This is a genomic window from Streptomyces sp. NPDC048389, from assembly GCF_040706335.1.
Lineage (GTDB): Bacteria > Actinomycetota > Actinomycetes > Streptomycetales > Streptomycetaceae > Streptomyces.
This window is the reverse complement of record NZ_JBEZKP010000001.1, coordinates 14,740-29,367: the sequence shown is the minus strand read 5'-3', so window position 1 is coordinate 29,367 and position 14,628 is coordinate 14,740. Positions and strand designations below refer to the sequence as shown.

Genomic DNA, 14,628 nt, shown 5'->3' with positions numbered 1-14,628 from the left:
CGGCAGGCGCCGCCCTGCGGGCCGGCCTCGGCCGGCGCGGCGTGTCCACTGCTCTCAAGAGCATGGGCATGGCCTGGGAGGATCTCGCCGTGGAGTCGCACTGTTCGGGGCCGTCGGGGTGGCTGCGCAACGTGACATTGTACGCTGGCCCCTCTGCTCGTCGGCGGTGTAGGGGTCTCGGAGGAAATGCAATGGGTGACCTGAAGCAACACAGTCTCATCAAGGCCCAGGAACGGCTCCGCGATCAGGTCGGCCATGCCCTTCGAGCAGCCCTGATAGCGGGGGAGCTGCGCCCCGGGAGCGTCTATTCGGCTCCCGGTCTCGCGGCCGAACTCGGCGTCTCGGCCACGCCGGTGCGCGAGGCGATGCTCGATCTGGCCCGTGAGGGCCTGGTCGAGCCGGTCCGCAACAAGGGCTTCCGGATCACCGAGGTGAGCGAGCGCGACCTGGACCAGTACACCGAACTGCGCACCATGATCGAGGTGCCGACCATCGGCCGGATCACGAAGATCGCCACGGCCGAGCAGCTGGAGGCGTTGCGTCCCATCGCGGAGGAGATCGTCACCAGTGCGCGCGAGCACAACCTCATCGGCTATCTGGAGGCGGACCGGCGCTTCCACCTGACGTTGCTCGGTCTGGCGGGCAACGACCGGCTCGTCGAGACGGTCGGCGATCTGCGCAAGCGCTCCCGCCTGTACGGGCTGACCGGCCTGGACGAGGCCGGCAAGCTGGTGTCCTCGGCCCAGGAGCACATCGAGCTGCTCGACCTGATGCTGAGCGGGGACGCCGAGGCGGCGGAGGAGTGCATGCTCCGTCACCTCGGCCATGTGCGCTCGCTCTGGGCGCAGGGCAGGGACGAGCCCGTCGGGCGCCCGGCGAGCCGCCTGGGCGGCTCCGTCAAGAGCTGACCCAGGCATTCCGTGGAGGGGTCCGGATCATTCGGTCCGGGCCCCGACCGGCAGGTCCGCGAGCGGGTTCGGATACGTCTGGAAAACGACGCCGCCAAACCCTTGCCAGTAAAATTTCACATTACTATGTTACCGGTCACATCATAGAGCGTGCCTCGACTGGAGTGACCCATGACCAAGCGCACCCGACTCGCCCTCGCCACTGCTCTGGTGGCCGCTCTCGCACTCGGCGCCTCGGGGTGCTCCGGCGATGCGAAGAAGAGCTCGGCGGGCGGCGGCGCCTCCAACCCCGCAACGGGCAACGAGGGAAAGATCCTCGGTGGCACTCCCGTCAGGGGCGGCACTCTCACCATCCTGTCCAACCAGGACTTCGCCCACCTCGACCCCGCCCGCAACTGGGTCATGCCGGCCATGGACTTCGGCACCCGGCTGCTCTACCGCACGCTCGTCACCTTCAAGGCCGAGCCCGGCGACGCCGGCAGCGAGCTGGTGCCCGACCTCGCCACCGACCTCGGCACTCCATCCAACGGCGGCCGCACGTGGACCTTCACCCTCAAGGAGGGTGTGAAGTACGAGGACGGCTCACCGGTCCGGGCCCAGGACGTCAAGTACAACGTGGAGCGCTCCTTCGCCCCCGACCTCACCGGGGGGCCCGACTACGCGGCCCAGTACCTGGCCGGCACCGAGGGCTACAAGGGTCCCCTCGACGGCAAGCACCTCGACTCCGTCAAGACCCCCGACGACCGCACGATCGTCTTCGAACTCGAGCGGCCCGTCGCCGAGTTCTCCGCGACCACCACCCTGCCGACCTTCGCGCCCGTGCCCGAGTCCCAGGAGAAGGGCACCCAGTACGACTCCCGCCCGTTCTCCTCCGGCCCGTACAAGATCGAGTCGTACGACCGCGACAAGAAGCTGGTCCTGGTCCGCAACGAGCACTGGGACGAGAGGACCGACACCGTCCGCAAGGCGTACCCCGACAAGTTCGTCGTCGTCATGGGCCTCAAGGGCGGCCAGATCGACGACCGCGTCATCGCCGGCGAGGGCGCGGACGCCTCCGCCGTCCAGTACTCCGACATGCGCCCGGAGAGCGCCCCCAAGGTACTGCCCGAGCCGGACGTCAAGGCACGCCTGCTCGCCGAGTCCCAGGGCTGCACCGAAATGCTCCACCTGAACAACTCCCGGGCGCCCTTCGACGACCCCGAGGTCCGCGAGGCCATGCAGTACGCCGTCGACAAGGAAGCCGTCGTCACCGCGGGCGGCGGCCCGGCCCTCAACGAGGTCGCCACCGCCTACCTGCCCCCTGCCCTCTCCGGCGGCGAGCAGGCCGACACACTCAAGATCGCCCCGGCGGGCGACCCGGCCAAGGCCAGGGAACTGCTCAAGGCCGCGGGCAGGGAGACCCTGAAGGTCTCCCTGGCCGTCTCCACCGGCGACAAGGGCAAGGCCGAGGCCCTCCAGCAGGGCCTGGCCCGCGCGGGGATCGAGGTCGTTGTCGACACCGTCGACCCGGGCGCCTACTACGACGTCATCGGTGACCTCTCCACCACCCCGGACATGACGCTCGCCGGCTGGTGCCCCGACTACCCCTCCGGCGCCACCTGGATCCCCTTCGTCTTCGACGGACGCACCATCAAGGACAAGGGAAACCAGGGCAACTACAGCCAGTTCCGCGACGACGCGACCATGAAGCGGATCGACGAGATCAACGCCATGGCCGACGCCAAGGAGGCCGGCCGGGCATGGATCGACCTGGACGCGGCCCTCATGGCCAAGTCCCCGGCCGTCCCGGTCCTGCTGGAACGCAAGCCGTTGCTCGTCGGCCCCAACGTCGCCGGCGCCTTCGGGCACCCCGTGTGGACCGGCACCATCGACTACGCCACCATCGGCCTCAAGGACCCGTCGAAGAGCCAGGGCTGAGGCCGGACGGGCGCACCCAGCAGCCATGACCGTCACCGCACCCGCACCCGGACCCGCCACCGGCGGCGGCCCGGCGGCGAAGGAGGTCCCCCCGGGCAGCAGCCCCTGGCAGCTCGCCCGGCGGGAACTCCGCCGCCGCCCCGCCGTCCGCGTCAGCCTCTGCCTCGTCCTGCTCTTCGTTCTCATGGCCGTCACCGCGCCCTGGCTGGGCGCCCTCGGTGGCTGGTCACCCGAGCAGTTCGACAAGACCGCCATCGACCCCTACCTCGGGGGCCTGCCCCTCGGCTCCTTCGGCGGGATCAGCACGGAGCACTGGTTCGGCGTCGAACCCGTCACCGGCCGCGACCTGTTCGCCCGAGTCGTCCACGGCGCGCAGGTCTCCCTCCTCATCGCCTTCGCCGCCACCGCGATCGTGGTCGTCACCGGCACCGCCGCCGGAATCGCGGCCGGCTACTTCGGCGGCCGCACCGACGCGGTCCTGTCCCGGCTCATGGACCTGACGATGTCCTTCCCCTCGCTGATCTTCATGATCGCGATGCTGTCCGTCGCCAAGGACGTCAACCGGATCGTCCTCATGACCGCCGTCATCGGCGTCTTCGGCTGGCCCGGAGTCGCCCGCGTCGTCCGCGGCCAGACCCTCTCCCTCAAACACCGCGAGTACGTCGACGCCGCCCGCGTCGGGGGCGCCGGCTCCTGGCGGATCCTGACCCGCGACATCCTCCCGGGCGTCTCGGGCCCCGTCATCGCCTGCACCACCCTGCTCATCCCCGGAATGATCAGCACCGAGGCCGCGCTCAGCTACCTCGGTGTCGGCGTACGCCCGCCCACCCCGTCCTGGGGCCAGATGATCGCCGAGTCCGTCGCCTTCTACGAGACCGACCCCATGTACTTCGTCATCCCGAGCGTCTTCCTCTTCCTCGCCGTGCTCGCCTTCACCCTGCTCGGCGACGCGCTGCGCGACATCCTCGACCCGAGGGGCGGCCGTACGTGATCCGCTACCTCGCCCGCCGGCTGCTGGCCCTCACGGGGGTACTGCTCGCCATCGCCGCCGTCACCTTCCTCATCTTCTACGTCCTGCCCTCCGACCCCGCCGCCGCCGCATGCGGCAAGACCTGCAGCGCCGAGCGGCTGGCCGACGTACGGGCGTACCTGGGCCTCGACCAGCCGCTGTGGCGGCAGTTCAGCGACTTCCTGACGGGCATCTTCACCGGGCGCACCCTCGGCACCGGCCCGTACGCCGTCCAGTGCGACTTCCCGTGCCTGGGCTACTCGTACGAGAACTCCCTGCCCGTATGGGACCTGCTGATGGACCGGCTCCCGGTCTCCGCGTCCCTCGCCGTCGGCGCCGCCGTCCTGTGGCTGATCCTCGGCCTCGGCGCCGGGGTCACCGCCGCCCTGCGCAAGGACACCGCGACCGACAAGGCCCTGATGGTCGGCGCGGTCGCCGCGGCCTCGCTCCCCGTCTACTTCACCTCCGTGATGCTCATCCACGGAGTCATCCGCATCGCCGGGCTGCTGCCCTACCCCACCTACCAGTCCTTCACCGACAACCCGCTCGGCTGGGCCTCGAACCTGCTGTTGCCCTGGACCGCGCTCGCGCTGCTGTACGCCGCCATGTACGCCCGCCAGAGCCGTGGTTCGATGATCGAGGCGATGGCCGAGCCGTACATCCGTACCGCCCGCGCCAAGGGCATGCCCGAGCGCACCGTCGTCGTCAAACACGGACTGCGCTCCGGCATGACCCCCATCCTCACCATCTTCGGCATGGACCTCGGCGGACTGCTCGCCGGAGCCGTCATCACCGAATCCATCTTCGGACTCCCCGGCATCGGGCGGCTGTTCTACGGCGCCCTGGTCAGCGCCGACCAGCCCGTGGTTCTCGGCGTCACTCTGCTCGCCGCCCTCTTCATCGTCGTCGCCAATCTCGCCGTCGACCTCCTGTACGCCGTCATCGACCCGAGGGTGAGGTACTGATGACCGCCGCCACGACCGCCCCCCTGCTCGAAGTGCGCGATCTGCGCGTCACGTTCACCACCCCGCACGGCTCCGTACGGGCCGTCGACTCGCTCGGCTTCACCGTGGAGGCCGGACGCACCCTCGGGATCGTCGGCGAATCCGGCTCGGGCAAGTCGGTCACCTCGCTCGCCGTCATGGGCCTGCACCGGGGTGCCGCCGCCGAGGTCAGCGGCTCCGTCGCCCTCGCCGGTCGGGAGCTGACCGGCCTCTCCGAGAAGGAACTCTCCAAGGTGCGCGGCCGCAGGATGGCCATGATCTTCCAGGATCCGCTCTCCAGCCTGCACCCCTACTACACGGTCGGCGAGCAGATCGCCGAGCACTTCCGGGTGCACTTCAGGTCCGGGCGGTCCGCCGCGAAGAAGCGTGCGGTCGACATGCTCGGCGAGGTCGGCATCCCGGAACCGGCCCGCCGCGCGGGGGAGTACCCGCACCAGTTCTCCGGCGGTATGCGCCAGCGTGCCATGATCGCCATGGCCTTGGCGTGCGAGCCCGATCTGCTGATCGCCGACGAGCCGACCACCGCCCTCGACGTCACCGTGCAGGCGCAGATCCTGGAGCTGATCGCCCGGCTCCAGGAGGAACGCGGCCTGGGCGTCGTGATGATCACCCATGACCTGGGCGTGGTCGCCCGTGTCGCCCACGAGGTGCTGGTCATGTACGGGGGCCGGGCCGCCGAACAGGCGCAGGTCCACGAGCTGTTCGCCGACCCGGCCCACCCCTACACCCGGGGCCTGCTCGACTCGCTGCCCCGCCTCGACACCGCCGACGACGCACCCCTGCCCTTCGTCCCGGGCGCCCCGCCGTCCCTTCTCACACCCGCCCCGGGCTGCGCCTTCGCCCCGCGCTGTCCGCGCGCCGCCGCGCGCTGCACCGAAGAACGGCCGGAACTTTCGGCGTACGGGGAGGGACCGGAGCGGACGGTGGCCTGCCACTTCGCCGGAGCCGGCGCCCGAACCGCAGAGGAGGCTTCCCGATGACCGACACCACCACCGCCCCTCCGCTGCTGTCCGTGCAGGACCTCACCATGACCTTCCCCGGGAAGCGGACCGTGACCGGGCGCCGGGGGGAACCGGTGCGCGCCGTGGACGGCGTCTCCTTCGACCTGGCCGCCGGGCAGACTCTCGGCCTCGTCGGGGAGTCGGGCTGCGGGAAGTCCACCACCGGCAGGATGCTGGTACGGCTGCTGGAGCCCACCTCGGGCCGTGTCGCCTTCGAGGGCAAGGACATCAGCCGGGTGTCCCAGCGCGCCATGCGGCCGCTGCGCAAGAGCATCCAGATGGTCTTCCAGGATCCGCACTCCTCCCTCAACCCCCGCCAGACGGTGGCCCGGATCGTCTCCGATCCGCTGCTGGTGCAGGGCTGGAGCGCGGGGGACGCCCGCCGCCGCGCCGCCGAGCTGATGGAACTCGTCGGGCTGATCCCCGAGCACATCGACCGGTACCCGCACGAGTTCTCCGGCGGACAGGCCCAGCGCATCGGCATCGCCCGTTCGCTGTCCACCAGCCCCCGGCTGATCGTCGCCGACGAACCCGTCTCCGCCCTCGACGTCTCCGTACAGGCCCAGATCGTCAACCTGATGGAGCGGCTGCGCGCGGAGCTGGGGCTGGCCTACGTGTTCATCGCGCACGATCTGTCGGTGGTCAAGCGGGTCAGTGACCGGGTCGCCGTCATGTACCTCGGCCGGATCGTCGAGATCGGCGACAAGAAGGCCCTGTACGAGAACCCCCAGCACCCCTACACCCGGGCGCTGTTGTCCGCCGTACCGCTGCCCGATCCGGCGGCGGAGCGGCGGCGCGAGCGGATCGTACTGCTCGGCGATCCACCGAGCCCGGCCGCACCGCCCCCAGGCTGCGGCTTCCATCCGCGCTGCGCGCAGGCGCAGGAGATCTGCCGCACGGAAAGGCCGTTGCTGCGGATCGCCGACTCACGTGAGGGGGCGCGCGAGGTGGCCTGTCATCTGGTGTAGCCGGAGACGGGAACCGGAGCTGCCGGCCGTCGTCCCCGGAGGAGAAGGCGCGTGGGGGGCCTTGGGCGAGGCGGGCCGGGGTCCGCTGAAGGGTGCTGCCGTGGAGGCTCAGGCCGCCGCCGGCTTGCGGTCGGCGTACTCGAAGACCGACCCGTCGGGATGGACGGCGATCAGGGTGCGGCCCACGGGAGTCTCCACGGGGCCCGCGAGCACCTGGGCGCCGACTTCGGTGAGTGCGGCATGCGCGTCGGCCACGTCCTTGACGGCGATCGTCGCCGACACCTTCCGCAGGATCTCCAGTTCCGGCTCGGGGCCGCTCATCAGCAGGAAGCAGCCGACGGCCGCGACGGAGACTCCGCCGCGCTCGAAGCGGAGCGCCGGGGCTCCGGTGAGGCGTTCGTAGAAGGCCGCGGAGGCTTCCAGATCGTCGACGCAGATGCGGAGTGTGGTTCCGAGGATCTCCATACGGACGAGGGTAGTTGGCGTCGGGACCGGAGGGCCCCGCAAGGCGGGAGCGCGTCCCGCGGTTCGTCGGGGCGCCCCGCCGGGCGGGAGCCGCCTCGCGCACTTGGTCCGGCTGTCCCGTGCCTGGGACCGATGCCGCCGACGGCGCTCAACGTGAATTGCCCATCATGTGGTCAGCGCGGATGATCGGGCCGGGCCGGATCCGCTCGACGTCTCGCCGCCTGCCCTGCGGCGCTCCCGGGCGGTGCGGAGCATGGCGCCGGTCCCCGGCCGGCACCGACGGCCGGTCCGAGGCCGGTGAGCGTTCAGACGTCGGCCTGCGGCTGTTCCGGGGTGAGGTGGTGCACGGTGGTCTGCTCGGCGTGCGGGGCGAGCAGGCGCCGGGCGAGGAGTGCTCCGGCCACCCCCACCGGGCCGGAGTCGTCGAAACCGTCAGCGTGACCTCAGGGCGGATGACCCTGGTCGTCGACGGCGCCGAACGCCCCGTCGAAGCCGGACAGACGACCACCTGCGGCGGCGGCGCCGGGCATACCCACCGAGGCGACGGTACTGAACCTGCCATCTGGTCATGACCGCCCACATCCCGCCCGGCCCCGTCCCCACTGCCTGGCCCGCCCAGGCGGCAGAACCCGGCAACGCGTATCCACTTCAGCCCTCCGGGCCGCCCTCGTCCTGGTCGCCCGCGGCCGGGTCGCGCAGCGGGCGCGGGCTCCCGGCGGCGGGGCGGCGCCCGCAGCCGGTGGCGGCGGTGTCCGGGCGGCAGACGCCGGAGCACGGCGACATGAGTGCCGGGCCGAGTGGCGCCGCATGCGGTCGTGGCGGCCCGCCGGGGCGGGCCCGCGCCGTCAGACCCGGCAGAGCAGCTCACCGTGCGGGACCATGAACCAGGCGTCCGGGTGTTCGCCCCAGGCGCGCCAGCCCTCCGAGATCGCCTCGAGCTGCTCGAGGGACGTATGGCCGCCCTCCACGGCGATCCGCGCGTACTCCGACGCGACGGTGCGGTCCGCCCACAGGCCGCTCCACCACGCGCGGTCCGCGGGGGAGGCGAAGCACCACGCCGCCGCTCCGGGGGTGATGTCCGTGAAGCCGGCGGCGCGGGCCCAGGACAGCAGGCGGCGGCCGGCGTCGGGCTCGCCGCCGTTGGCGCGGGCGACGCGCCGGTACAGCTCCAGCCACTCGTCCAGAACCGGCGGTTCGGGGTACCAGTTGAACGCCGCGTAGTCGCTGTCGCGCACGGCGACGACTCCGCCGGGCCCGCACACCCGGCGCATCTCGCGCAGGGCCTGCACCGGGTCCCCGACGTGCTGGAGCACCTGGTGGGCGTGGACGACGTCGAACGCGTCGTCGGGGAAGTCCAGGCCGTGGACGTCGGCGACCGCGAAGCGGACGTTGTCCAGGCCGCGCCCCTTTGCGTACGCCCGCGCCCGGTCGAGTACGTCCGCCGCGGCGTCGACGGCCGTGACCCGCCCCGGTGCGACCAGTTCCGCGAGGTCGGCGGTGATGGTGCCCGGGCCGCAGCCCACGTCCAGCACGTCGAGCCCCGGCCGGAGTTCGCCGATCAGGTATGCCGCCGAGTTGGCGGCGGTGCGCCAGGTGTGGGAGCGCAGTACGGACTCGTGGTGCCCGTGGGTGTAGACGGCGGTCTCCTGCGGCATGACGTCTCCTTCTGCTGAGGCGAGTACAGCAGTACGCTACGCTTACGTCCCGTAATGCGAGACCTGCGTCTTGCGTTGTGGACGGAAGATCGAGGCGCTACAGCAGGGCCTGCGGACGGTAGACCGTCAGCGCCTCCGTGATCTTGTCCACCACCAACTCACTCGGCGCGTCGGCCACTTCGCCGTCGTAGGCGAGCAGCGTCCCCGGCGCCAGGCCACCGATCCGCAGCCGGCGCAACTGCTGCGCCGCATGGACGGGGGACCGGTCCAGCTTGCCCGCCAGGGCCGCGCCGAGGAGCCGCCAGCCCGGGGCCCGGCCGGCGTGCACCACGCGGACGTCGAGCAGGCCGTCCACCAGGTTCTGCCGGTGGCCCGGTGTGGGGTCGATGCCCTTGTAGACACCGTTGCCCGCGAACAGCAGCCACAGCGGGCGCCGCCGCCCCTGCACCTCCGCATCGAGTGGACGCCGCCCCCGCAGCACCAGCGACGCCGCCAGCACTCCCGCGGGCCAGCTGCCGATCCTCGGTGACCAGCGCTCCCTGATGCGCACGAGATCCGGGTACACCCCGAGGCTGAACGTGTTCAGGAAGTGGCCCGGCTCCGCGCTGCCGCCCGGGCCCGGTGTGAACCTGCCCAGGTCCACCCGGACCGCGTCCCCTGCGGCGAGCGCACGGCAGGTGTCGTGGACGGACTCGACACCCAGGTCGTACGCGAAGTGGTTGAGCGTGCCTCCGGGGAAGACAGCCAGTGGTACGCCGCGGTCCGCCGCGACCGCCGCGGCCCTGTTGACCGTTCCGTCCCCGCCGACGACGCCCAGCGCCCGCCCCCGGCCTGCCGCCTTCTCCAACTCGGCGCGCAGCTCGTCGGGCGCGCACTCCACCACCTCGGCGAGCGGCAGCGCGGTCCGCACCTCCGGCGCCATGCCCGCGGAGCCGGACTCGCGGTTGACGATCACGACCAGGCCCTCGCCGCCGGGCAGCGCCGGCGCGTCGGTGTGCGGTGTTCCCGGCGCGGGCAGCTGCGACCTCGTCGGAACCGCTCCCCGCACCGCGAAGGCCGCCCCCACACCGAGGGCCGCGCCGGCGAGCACATCGCCCGGGTAGTGCGCACCCGTGTAGATCCGTGAGAACGCGACGGCCGCCGCCACCGGCGCGACGGCCGCGCCCCAAGCCTTCGACTCCAGCGCGACCCCGGTCGCGAACGCCGCCGCCGACGCGGCATGCCCGGAGGGGAACGACGTGGTGAACGGCTGCCGCTTCAACCGCCTTATCACCGGCACCGCGTCGAGCAGCGGCCGTGCCCTGCGCACGGACCGCTTGCCGACGGTGTTGATCACGGCGGAGGCGACCGCGAGGGAGGCGACACCCCGCACCGCCGCCCGCCGCGAACGGGTGCCGCGTCCCAGTGCGGCGATGCCGGCGGCGGTGCCGAACCAGAGCAGCCCGTGGTTCGCGCTTCGGCTCAGCCTCGGCAGCACCGGCTCTGCGCCCGGCCACTCCCGTGCCGCCACGGCGTGCAGCAGCCGCCGGTCCCAGCCGCTGAGCAGTGGCGCGACCTGGCGGCGGAGCGCCTGTTCTCCCTGTGCGTTCGTTTCGGACATGTTCGGCGGATACCCCGCCCCGCTGCCATCACGCAGGCCGGCCCCGCCAGGCGCACGATGACTTACGGGCCGCTCGCGGGGCGAGGGCGGCCGATCCTTCGTATAAAGGGCTCGTGGTCCTTCGTATGGAGGGCTCGCTGACCGGGCAGGCGTTTCCGGAGGTACGAGGGAACTGCGGAGGTGGGTGCGATGACGGTGACGGACGCCGAAGGCCGTGGACCCGTCCGCTACGGGCCGCCCGCCCCCGGTGCGGGACTGCCCGTGCTGCCCGTGCTGAGCGCCGTACTCGCGGAGGCCGCGGGGCACGCGGCGGACGAGCCGCCCGGCGGTGGGCCGACACTGCGCGAGGCGGCCTGCGGGTACTGGTGGCGACGTGGACTGCGCACCCGTGCGGGCGAAGTGGTCGCGGCGTCCGGTGCCCAGTCCCTGCTCTTCGCCCTGCTCGGCGCCGTCGACGGTGACGTGCTGATGCCCCGCCCGTGCCCCGCCTGGTGGACGCCGCAGGTGAGGCTGCTCGGGCGGCCCGCCTACCACGTGCCGGTCCCAGCGGAGTGCGGCGGCGTCCCGGACCCGTTCGCGCTGCTGGAGACCGTACGCCGGGTACGGGCGGAGGGCGGCCGGCCCCGGCTGCTCCTGATGTCCGTCGCCGACGATCCGACCGCCACCGTCGCCCCGCCGGAGACCGTGCGCGAATCCTGCGAGGCGGCGCTCGGCGAGGGCCTGCACATCGTCAGCGACGAGACCTGGCGCGACACGGTGCATCAGCCGCACGAGACCGTGCTGATCAGCCCGGCCGAGATGTATCCCGAGGACGTGACCGTCATCAGCGACCTCGCGGGTGCGCTCACCCCGTCCTCCTGGCCGGTCGCCGTCGCCCGCTTCCCGCGGGGGGAGCGCGGCGCGGCCCGGCGCGCCCGGACCCTGGACATCGTCACCGCGCTCGGGGCCGTGGTTCCCGCCCCCGTGGCGGCGGCAGCGGCGCACGCGCTCGACGAGCCCCCTGAGGTCACCGAACGGGCGACGCGGGCGGCCGCGCTCCACTCGCGGGTCGCGGCCGCCGCCCACCACCTGGTGCTGACGGCCGGCGCGGTGTCCCGGCCCCCGCAGGCGGGGCGCCACCTCTACGCCGACCTGGGTCCGCTGCGAGGCTCCCTCGCGGCGCGCGGCGTCAGCGACTCGATGGAGCTCGAGGACCATCTCAGCGGCCGCCTCGGCATGCCGGTGCCCGGCGGACACCGGTTCGGCGACGAGCTGGGCGCCCTGCACGTACGGCTGGACACGGCGCCCTTCCTGGGCGCCACCGACGAGGAGCGGCTGGAGGCGCTCGCCTCACCGGCCCCCCTGGAACTGCCCCATGTCGCGGCGGCCTTGGAAAGGCTCGGGGCGGCATTCGACCAACTGCGATGAGCATGGCGCGCCGTCCGCACGGCGGTGGGCGCGACAGGACGAGCTGAAGGACCCGGACCGCGTTGATCGGAGATCCCGATGGCGAATCAGACGGAGCGACCGGCGGAGCACCCCGCACCGGCAGCGGCACGCCCCCCGCGGCTGCGGCCTTGCCCCCGCCCCCCGCGGCTGCGGCCTTGCCCCCGCCCCCCGCGGCTGCGGCCTTGCCCCCGCCCCCTGTACGAGCAGCGCACCTGGCCCGACTCCTTCGTCGACCGGCTGACCGCCCCGCTCCCCGGTGTGCGGGCCATGGCCCGGTTCGCCAGAGAGGGCGCGGTGCGGCCCGGCCCCGACGGGCTGAGGGACATCCCGGCGCTGCCGTTCGAGCCGGGACCGCTGCCCGAGGTGGACGAGCGGACCGTCGCCGTGACCTGGGCCGGGCACGCCAGCTGGGTTCTGCGGATCGGCGGGCTCACCGTCCTGACCGATCCCGTCTGGTCGCGCCGCATCTTCGGCACACCGGTACGGATCACCCCGGTCGGTGTCCGCTGGGACGACCTGCCGCCCGTCGACGCGGTGGTCATCAGCCACAACCACTTCGACCATCTGGACGCCCCCACCCTGCGGCGCCTGCCCCGCCGGACACCGCTCTTCGTCCCGGCGGGCCTGGGGCGCTGGTTCCGCCGCCGCCGTTTCACGCACGTCACCGAACTCGACTGGTGGGAAGGGGCGGAACTCGGCGGCGTACGGTTCGACTTCGTACCCGCGCACCACTGGTCCAAGCGCACCCTGTTCGACACCTGCCGCTCCCTGTGGGGCGGCTGGGTGCTCACCGGCACCGACGGCCGGTCGGTGTACTTCGCGGGCGACACCGGCTACGGCCACTGGTTCGGTGAGATCGGCCGCCGCCACCCCGGCCTCGACCTCGCGCTGCTCCCCATCGGCGCGTACGCCCCCCGATGGTGGCTCAGGGACGTGCACACCGACCCGGAAGAAGCGGTCCTCGCCTGCACCGACCTCGGGGCGAGGAACATGGCGCCGATGCACTGGGCGACGTTCGTGCTCTCCGCGGAGCCGGTGCTGGAACCGCTGCGGCGGCTCCGCGCCGCCTGGGAGCGCACCGGCCGGCCGCGCCATCACCTGTGGGACCTGCCGGTCGGCGGATCACGCGTGCTGACCGCCTGAGCCGCCCGTCGAGCGGAACCGGCGCCACAACGCCGGGCCACCGCTGACGACCACCGCCAGTACGACCGCCGCGACGACGCCCTGCCACGGCTCTGCGAACAGCGCCCCGCCCAGGACGCCGATCAGCCCGTACGTCGCGGCCCACGCCAGGCACGCGGGGGCGTCACCCCTGATGAAGCCGTGCAGCGGCATTCCGGCCAGCAGGCACGCCAGCATGATCGGCACCCGCCCGGCGGGCACCAGGCGGGAGAGCACCAGCACCGCCACCCCGTGCTCGTCGAGCCCTCGCTGCGCCCACGCGAGCCGGTCCGGCGCGGCGCGTTCGCGCAGGGCGGCGAGCCGGCGTGAGCCGTTCCTGGAGCGGACGCCGCGCCGCCCCAGCCAGTAGAGGGTCACATCTCCGGCGAACGCGGCCGCCGAGGCGACGAGGAAGACGAACAGCAGCGAGAACGGGCTCGTCTGGTGGAGGGCCACCACCATGGCGGAGCTGACCACCGCGCCGGTCGGCACGACCGGCACCAGCGCGCCGAGCGCCACCAGCACGAACAGGGACGGGTAGCCCACGGCCTGCTGGGTGGACTCGGGGGGCAGCCGGGTCATCGTCTCCGACAACCGGCCGAGCACCTCTGCCCGCTGTGCGTTCACCGGGTGTCCTCCGGCCCGGTCCGCTCGCAGTGCCCGAGCCGGTGCACCGTCACCTTCGGCGCCAGCTGTGCGGCCTTGCGCGCGAACTCGTCGCCGGGCGCGTAGAACTCGTGCGGCCGGATCCCGTCCATCCCGATCGGCCAGTACGTGCCGTAGTGCACCGGCACGGCCGCCCGCGGAGCGAGCCGGGCCACCGCCTGCGCCGCGCGGACCGCGTCCAGATGGCCGTGGCCCAGGTACGGTCCCCAGCCGCCGACGGGCAGCAGTGCCATGTCGACGGGGCCGACCTCGTCGGCCATCGAGTCGAACAGGCCGGTGTCTCCCGCGAAATACGTGTGCGACTCGCCGCTGACGACGAAGCCGAGGGCCGGCGAGCGGTGCGGCCCGAGCGGCAGCCGCCGCCCGTCGTGCGCCGCGGGCACGGCCCGTACGAGCAGTTCCCGCACGCGCACCTCGTCGCCCGGCGCGACCTCGGTGAGGAGCAGCCCGGCCGTGCGCACCAGCCTGCCGAGCCCCGGCACCGAACGCGCCGCGCCGCGCGGCACGATCAGCCGCGTGCCGGGCGCGAGCCGGGCGAGCGACGCCAGGTGCAGATGGTCGGAGTGCAGATGGGAGACGAGGACGGCGTCGGCGACGGCGGCCTGCCGGGGAGGCAGTTCACCGCGGCGCCGCCGCAGATGGGCGAGGCGCCGCACGAAGAGCGGGTCGGTCAGCACCCGCACCCCGGCGTCCTCGATCGTGCAGGTGGCATGACCCCACCAGGTGACCTCCACCGGCACGCGACGCCTCCTCGCTGCGGATGCCCGTACCGTACGAGCGTAGCCGCGCGAAAGCCGGCCGCGTTGCCCGCTGTGCCACGCTGGAGACCGGCTCGGAGATGAGGTG

At 72.8% G+C, this 14,628-nt stretch carries 13 protein-coding genes and 1 pseudogene; 9 read left to right on the top strand and 5 right to left on the bottom strand.

From position 1 onward, the window contains the following. Positions 1 to 191 precede the first annotated feature (191 nt). The 6 genes from AB0903_RS00130 (at position 192) to AB0903_RS00105 (ending at position 6,807) form a co-directional block, all read left to right on the top strand. A complete protein-coding gene (locus tag AB0903_RS00130; protein WP_366697344.1) occupies positions 192 to 908 on the top strand; it encodes a GntR family transcriptional regulator in 717 nt (238 codons plus the stop codon). A gap of 171 nt (positions 909 to 1,079) precedes the next feature. Beyond that, positions 1,080 to 2,825, top strand: a complete 1,746-nt coding sequence (locus AB0903_RS00125; protein WP_366697342.1) for an ABC transporter substrate-binding protein — start codon at positions 1,080 to 1,082, stop codon at positions 2,823 to 2,825. A 25-nt stretch (positions 2,826 to 2,850) separates the two neighbouring features. Then, positions 2,851 to 3,816 carry an ABC transporter permease gene (locus AB0903_RS00120; protein ID WP_366697340.1) on the top strand — a complete coding sequence of 322 codons (966 nt, stop codon included), beginning with the start codon at positions 2,851 to 2,853 and terminating at the stop codon, positions 3,814 to 3,816. Next, complete coding sequence (locus tag AB0903_RS00115) at positions 3,813 to 4,799, top strand: ABC transporter permease (protein WP_366697338.1); 987 nt, start codon at positions 3,813 to 3,815, stop codon at positions 4,797 to 4,799. The genes AB0903_RS00120 and AB0903_RS00115 overlap by 4 nt, the downstream gene beginning before the upstream one ends. Further along, positions 4,799 to 5,818 carry an ABC transporter ATP-binding protein gene (locus AB0903_RS00110; protein ID WP_366697336.1) on the top strand — a complete coding sequence of 340 codons (1,020 nt, stop codon included), beginning with the start codon at positions 4,799 to 4,801 and terminating at the stop codon, positions 5,816 to 5,818. The genes AB0903_RS00115 and AB0903_RS00110 overlap by 1 nt, the downstream gene beginning before the upstream one ends. Continuing rightward, the gene (locus tag AB0903_RS00105; protein ID WP_366697334.1) at positions 5,815 to 6,807 is read left to right on the top strand and encodes an oligopeptide/dipeptide ABC transporter ATP-binding protein; all 993 of its coding nucleotides are present in this window, start codon (positions 5,815 to 5,817) and stop codon (positions 6,805 to 6,807) included. The genes AB0903_RS00110 and AB0903_RS00105 overlap by 4 nt, the downstream gene beginning before the upstream one ends. Positions 6,808 to 6,915: 108 nt before the next feature. On the opposite strand, the gene AB0903_RS00100 is transcribed toward AB0903_RS00105, so the two are convergent. Then, on the bottom strand, positions 6,916 to 7,272 hold the full coding sequence (locus AB0903_RS00100; RefSeq protein ID WP_366697332.1) for a VOC family protein: 357 nt from the start codon (positions 7,270 to 7,272) through the stop codon (positions 6,916 to 6,918). A 380-nt stretch (positions 7,273 to 7,652) separates the two neighbouring features. On the opposite strand from AB0903_RS00100, the pseudogene AB0903_RS00095 reads away from it, so the two are divergent. Beyond that, positions 7,653 to 7,867, top strand: a pseudogene (locus AB0903_RS00095) (cupin domain-containing protein); the annotation flags it as partial. Positions 7,868 to 8,117: 250 nt separating this feature from the next. On the opposite strand, the gene AB0903_RS00090 reads toward AB0903_RS00095, so the two are convergent. Both AB0903_RS00090 and AB0903_RS00085 read right to left on the bottom strand, forming a co-directional pair. Beyond that, the gene (locus AB0903_RS00090; protein WP_366697330.1) at positions 8,118 to 8,927 is read right to left on the bottom strand and encodes a methyltransferase domain-containing protein; all 810 of its coding nucleotides are present in this window, start codon (positions 8,925 to 8,927) and stop codon (positions 8,118 to 8,120) included. A gap of 97 nt (positions 8,928 to 9,024) precedes the next feature. Then, positions 9,025 to 10,527, bottom strand: a complete 1,503-nt coding sequence (locus AB0903_RS00085; RefSeq protein ID WP_366697328.1) for a phosphatase PAP2 family protein — start codon at positions 10,525 to 10,527, stop codon at positions 9,025 to 9,027. A 189-nt stretch (positions 10,528 to 10,716) separates the two neighbouring features. Here AB0903_RS00085 and AB0903_RS00080 point away from each other — a divergent pair, with 189 nt between their 5' ends. Together AB0903_RS00080 and AB0903_RS00075 are read left to right on the top strand one after the other, a co-directional pair. Next, positions 10,717 to 11,934 (top strand): aminotransferase class I/II-fold pyridoxal phosphate-dependent enzyme, encoded by a 1,218-nt coding sequence (locus AB0903_RS00080; protein ID WP_366697326.1) that lies wholly within the window; start codon positions 10,717 to 10,719, stop codon positions 11,932 to 11,934. 78 nt (positions 11,935 to 12,012) lie between these two features. Continuing rightward, complete coding sequence (locus AB0903_RS00075) at positions 12,013 to 13,098, top strand: MBL fold metallo-hydrolase (protein ID WP_366697324.1); 1,086 nt, start codon at positions 12,013 to 12,015, stop codon at positions 13,096 to 13,098. On the opposite strand, the gene AB0903_RS00070 is transcribed toward AB0903_RS00075, so the two are convergent. After that, complete coding sequence (locus tag AB0903_RS00070; protein ID WP_366697869.1) at positions 13,078 to 13,698, bottom strand: VTT domain-containing protein; 621 nt, start codon at positions 13,696 to 13,698, stop codon at positions 13,078 to 13,080. The two genes, AB0903_RS00075 and AB0903_RS00070, sit on opposite strands and share 21 nt — an antisense overlap. A gap of 41 nt (positions 13,699 to 13,739) precedes the next feature. Continuing rightward, positions 13,740 to 14,522 carry an MBL fold metallo-hydrolase gene (locus tag AB0903_RS00065; RefSeq protein WP_366697322.1) on the bottom strand — a complete coding sequence of 261 codons (783 nt, stop codon included), beginning with the start codon at positions 14,520 to 14,522 and terminating at the stop codon, positions 13,740 to 13,742. Positions 14,523 to 14,628: the final 106 nt, after the last annotated feature.

Excerpts from the sequence above, each read along its gene's own strand:
- AB0903_RS00105 (WP_366697334.1), top strand. The coding sequence starts at position 5,815 with ATGACCGACACCACCACCGCCCCTCCGCTGCTGTCCGTGCAGGACCTC.
- AB0903_RS00075 (WP_366697324.1), top strand. The coding sequence starts at position 12,013 with ATGGCGAATCAGACGGAGCGACCGGCGGAGCACCCCGCACCGGCAGCG.
- AB0903_RS00090 (WP_366697330.1), bottom strand. The coding sequence starts at position 8,927 with ATGCCGCAGGAGACCGCCGTCTACACCCACGGGCACCACGAGTCCGTA.
- AB0903_RS00070 (WP_366697869.1), bottom strand. The coding sequence starts at position 13,698 with ATGACCCGGCTGCCCCCCGAGTCCACCCAGCAGGCCGTGGGCTACCCG.
- AB0903_RS00130 (WP_366697344.1), top strand. The coding sequence starts at position 192 with ATGGGTGACCTGAAGCAACACAGTCTCATCAAGGCCCAGGAACGGCTC.
- AB0903_RS00110 (WP_366697336.1), top strand. The coding sequence starts at position 4,799 with ATGACCGCCGCCACGACCGCCCCCCTGCTCGAAGTGCGCGATCTGCGC.
- AB0903_RS00125 (WP_366697342.1), top strand. The coding sequence starts at position 1,080 with ATGACCAAGCGCACCCGACTCGCCCTCGCCACTGCTCTGGTGGCCGCT.
- AB0903_RS00080 (WP_366697326.1), top strand. The coding sequence starts at position 10,717 with ATGACGGTGACGGACGCCGAAGGCCGTGGACCCGTCCGCTACGGGCCG.
- AB0903_RS00100 (WP_366697332.1), bottom strand. The coding sequence starts at position 7,272 with ATGGAGATCCTCGGAACCACACTCCGCATCTGCGTCGACGATCTGGAA.
- AB0903_RS00120 (WP_366697340.1), top strand. The coding sequence starts at position 2,851 with ATGACCGTCACCGCACCCGCACCCGGACCCGCCACCGGCGGCGGCCCG.
- AB0903_RS00085 (WP_366697328.1), bottom strand. The coding sequence starts at position 10,527 with ATGTCCGAAACGAACGCACAGGGAGAACAGGCGCTCCGCCGCCAGGTC.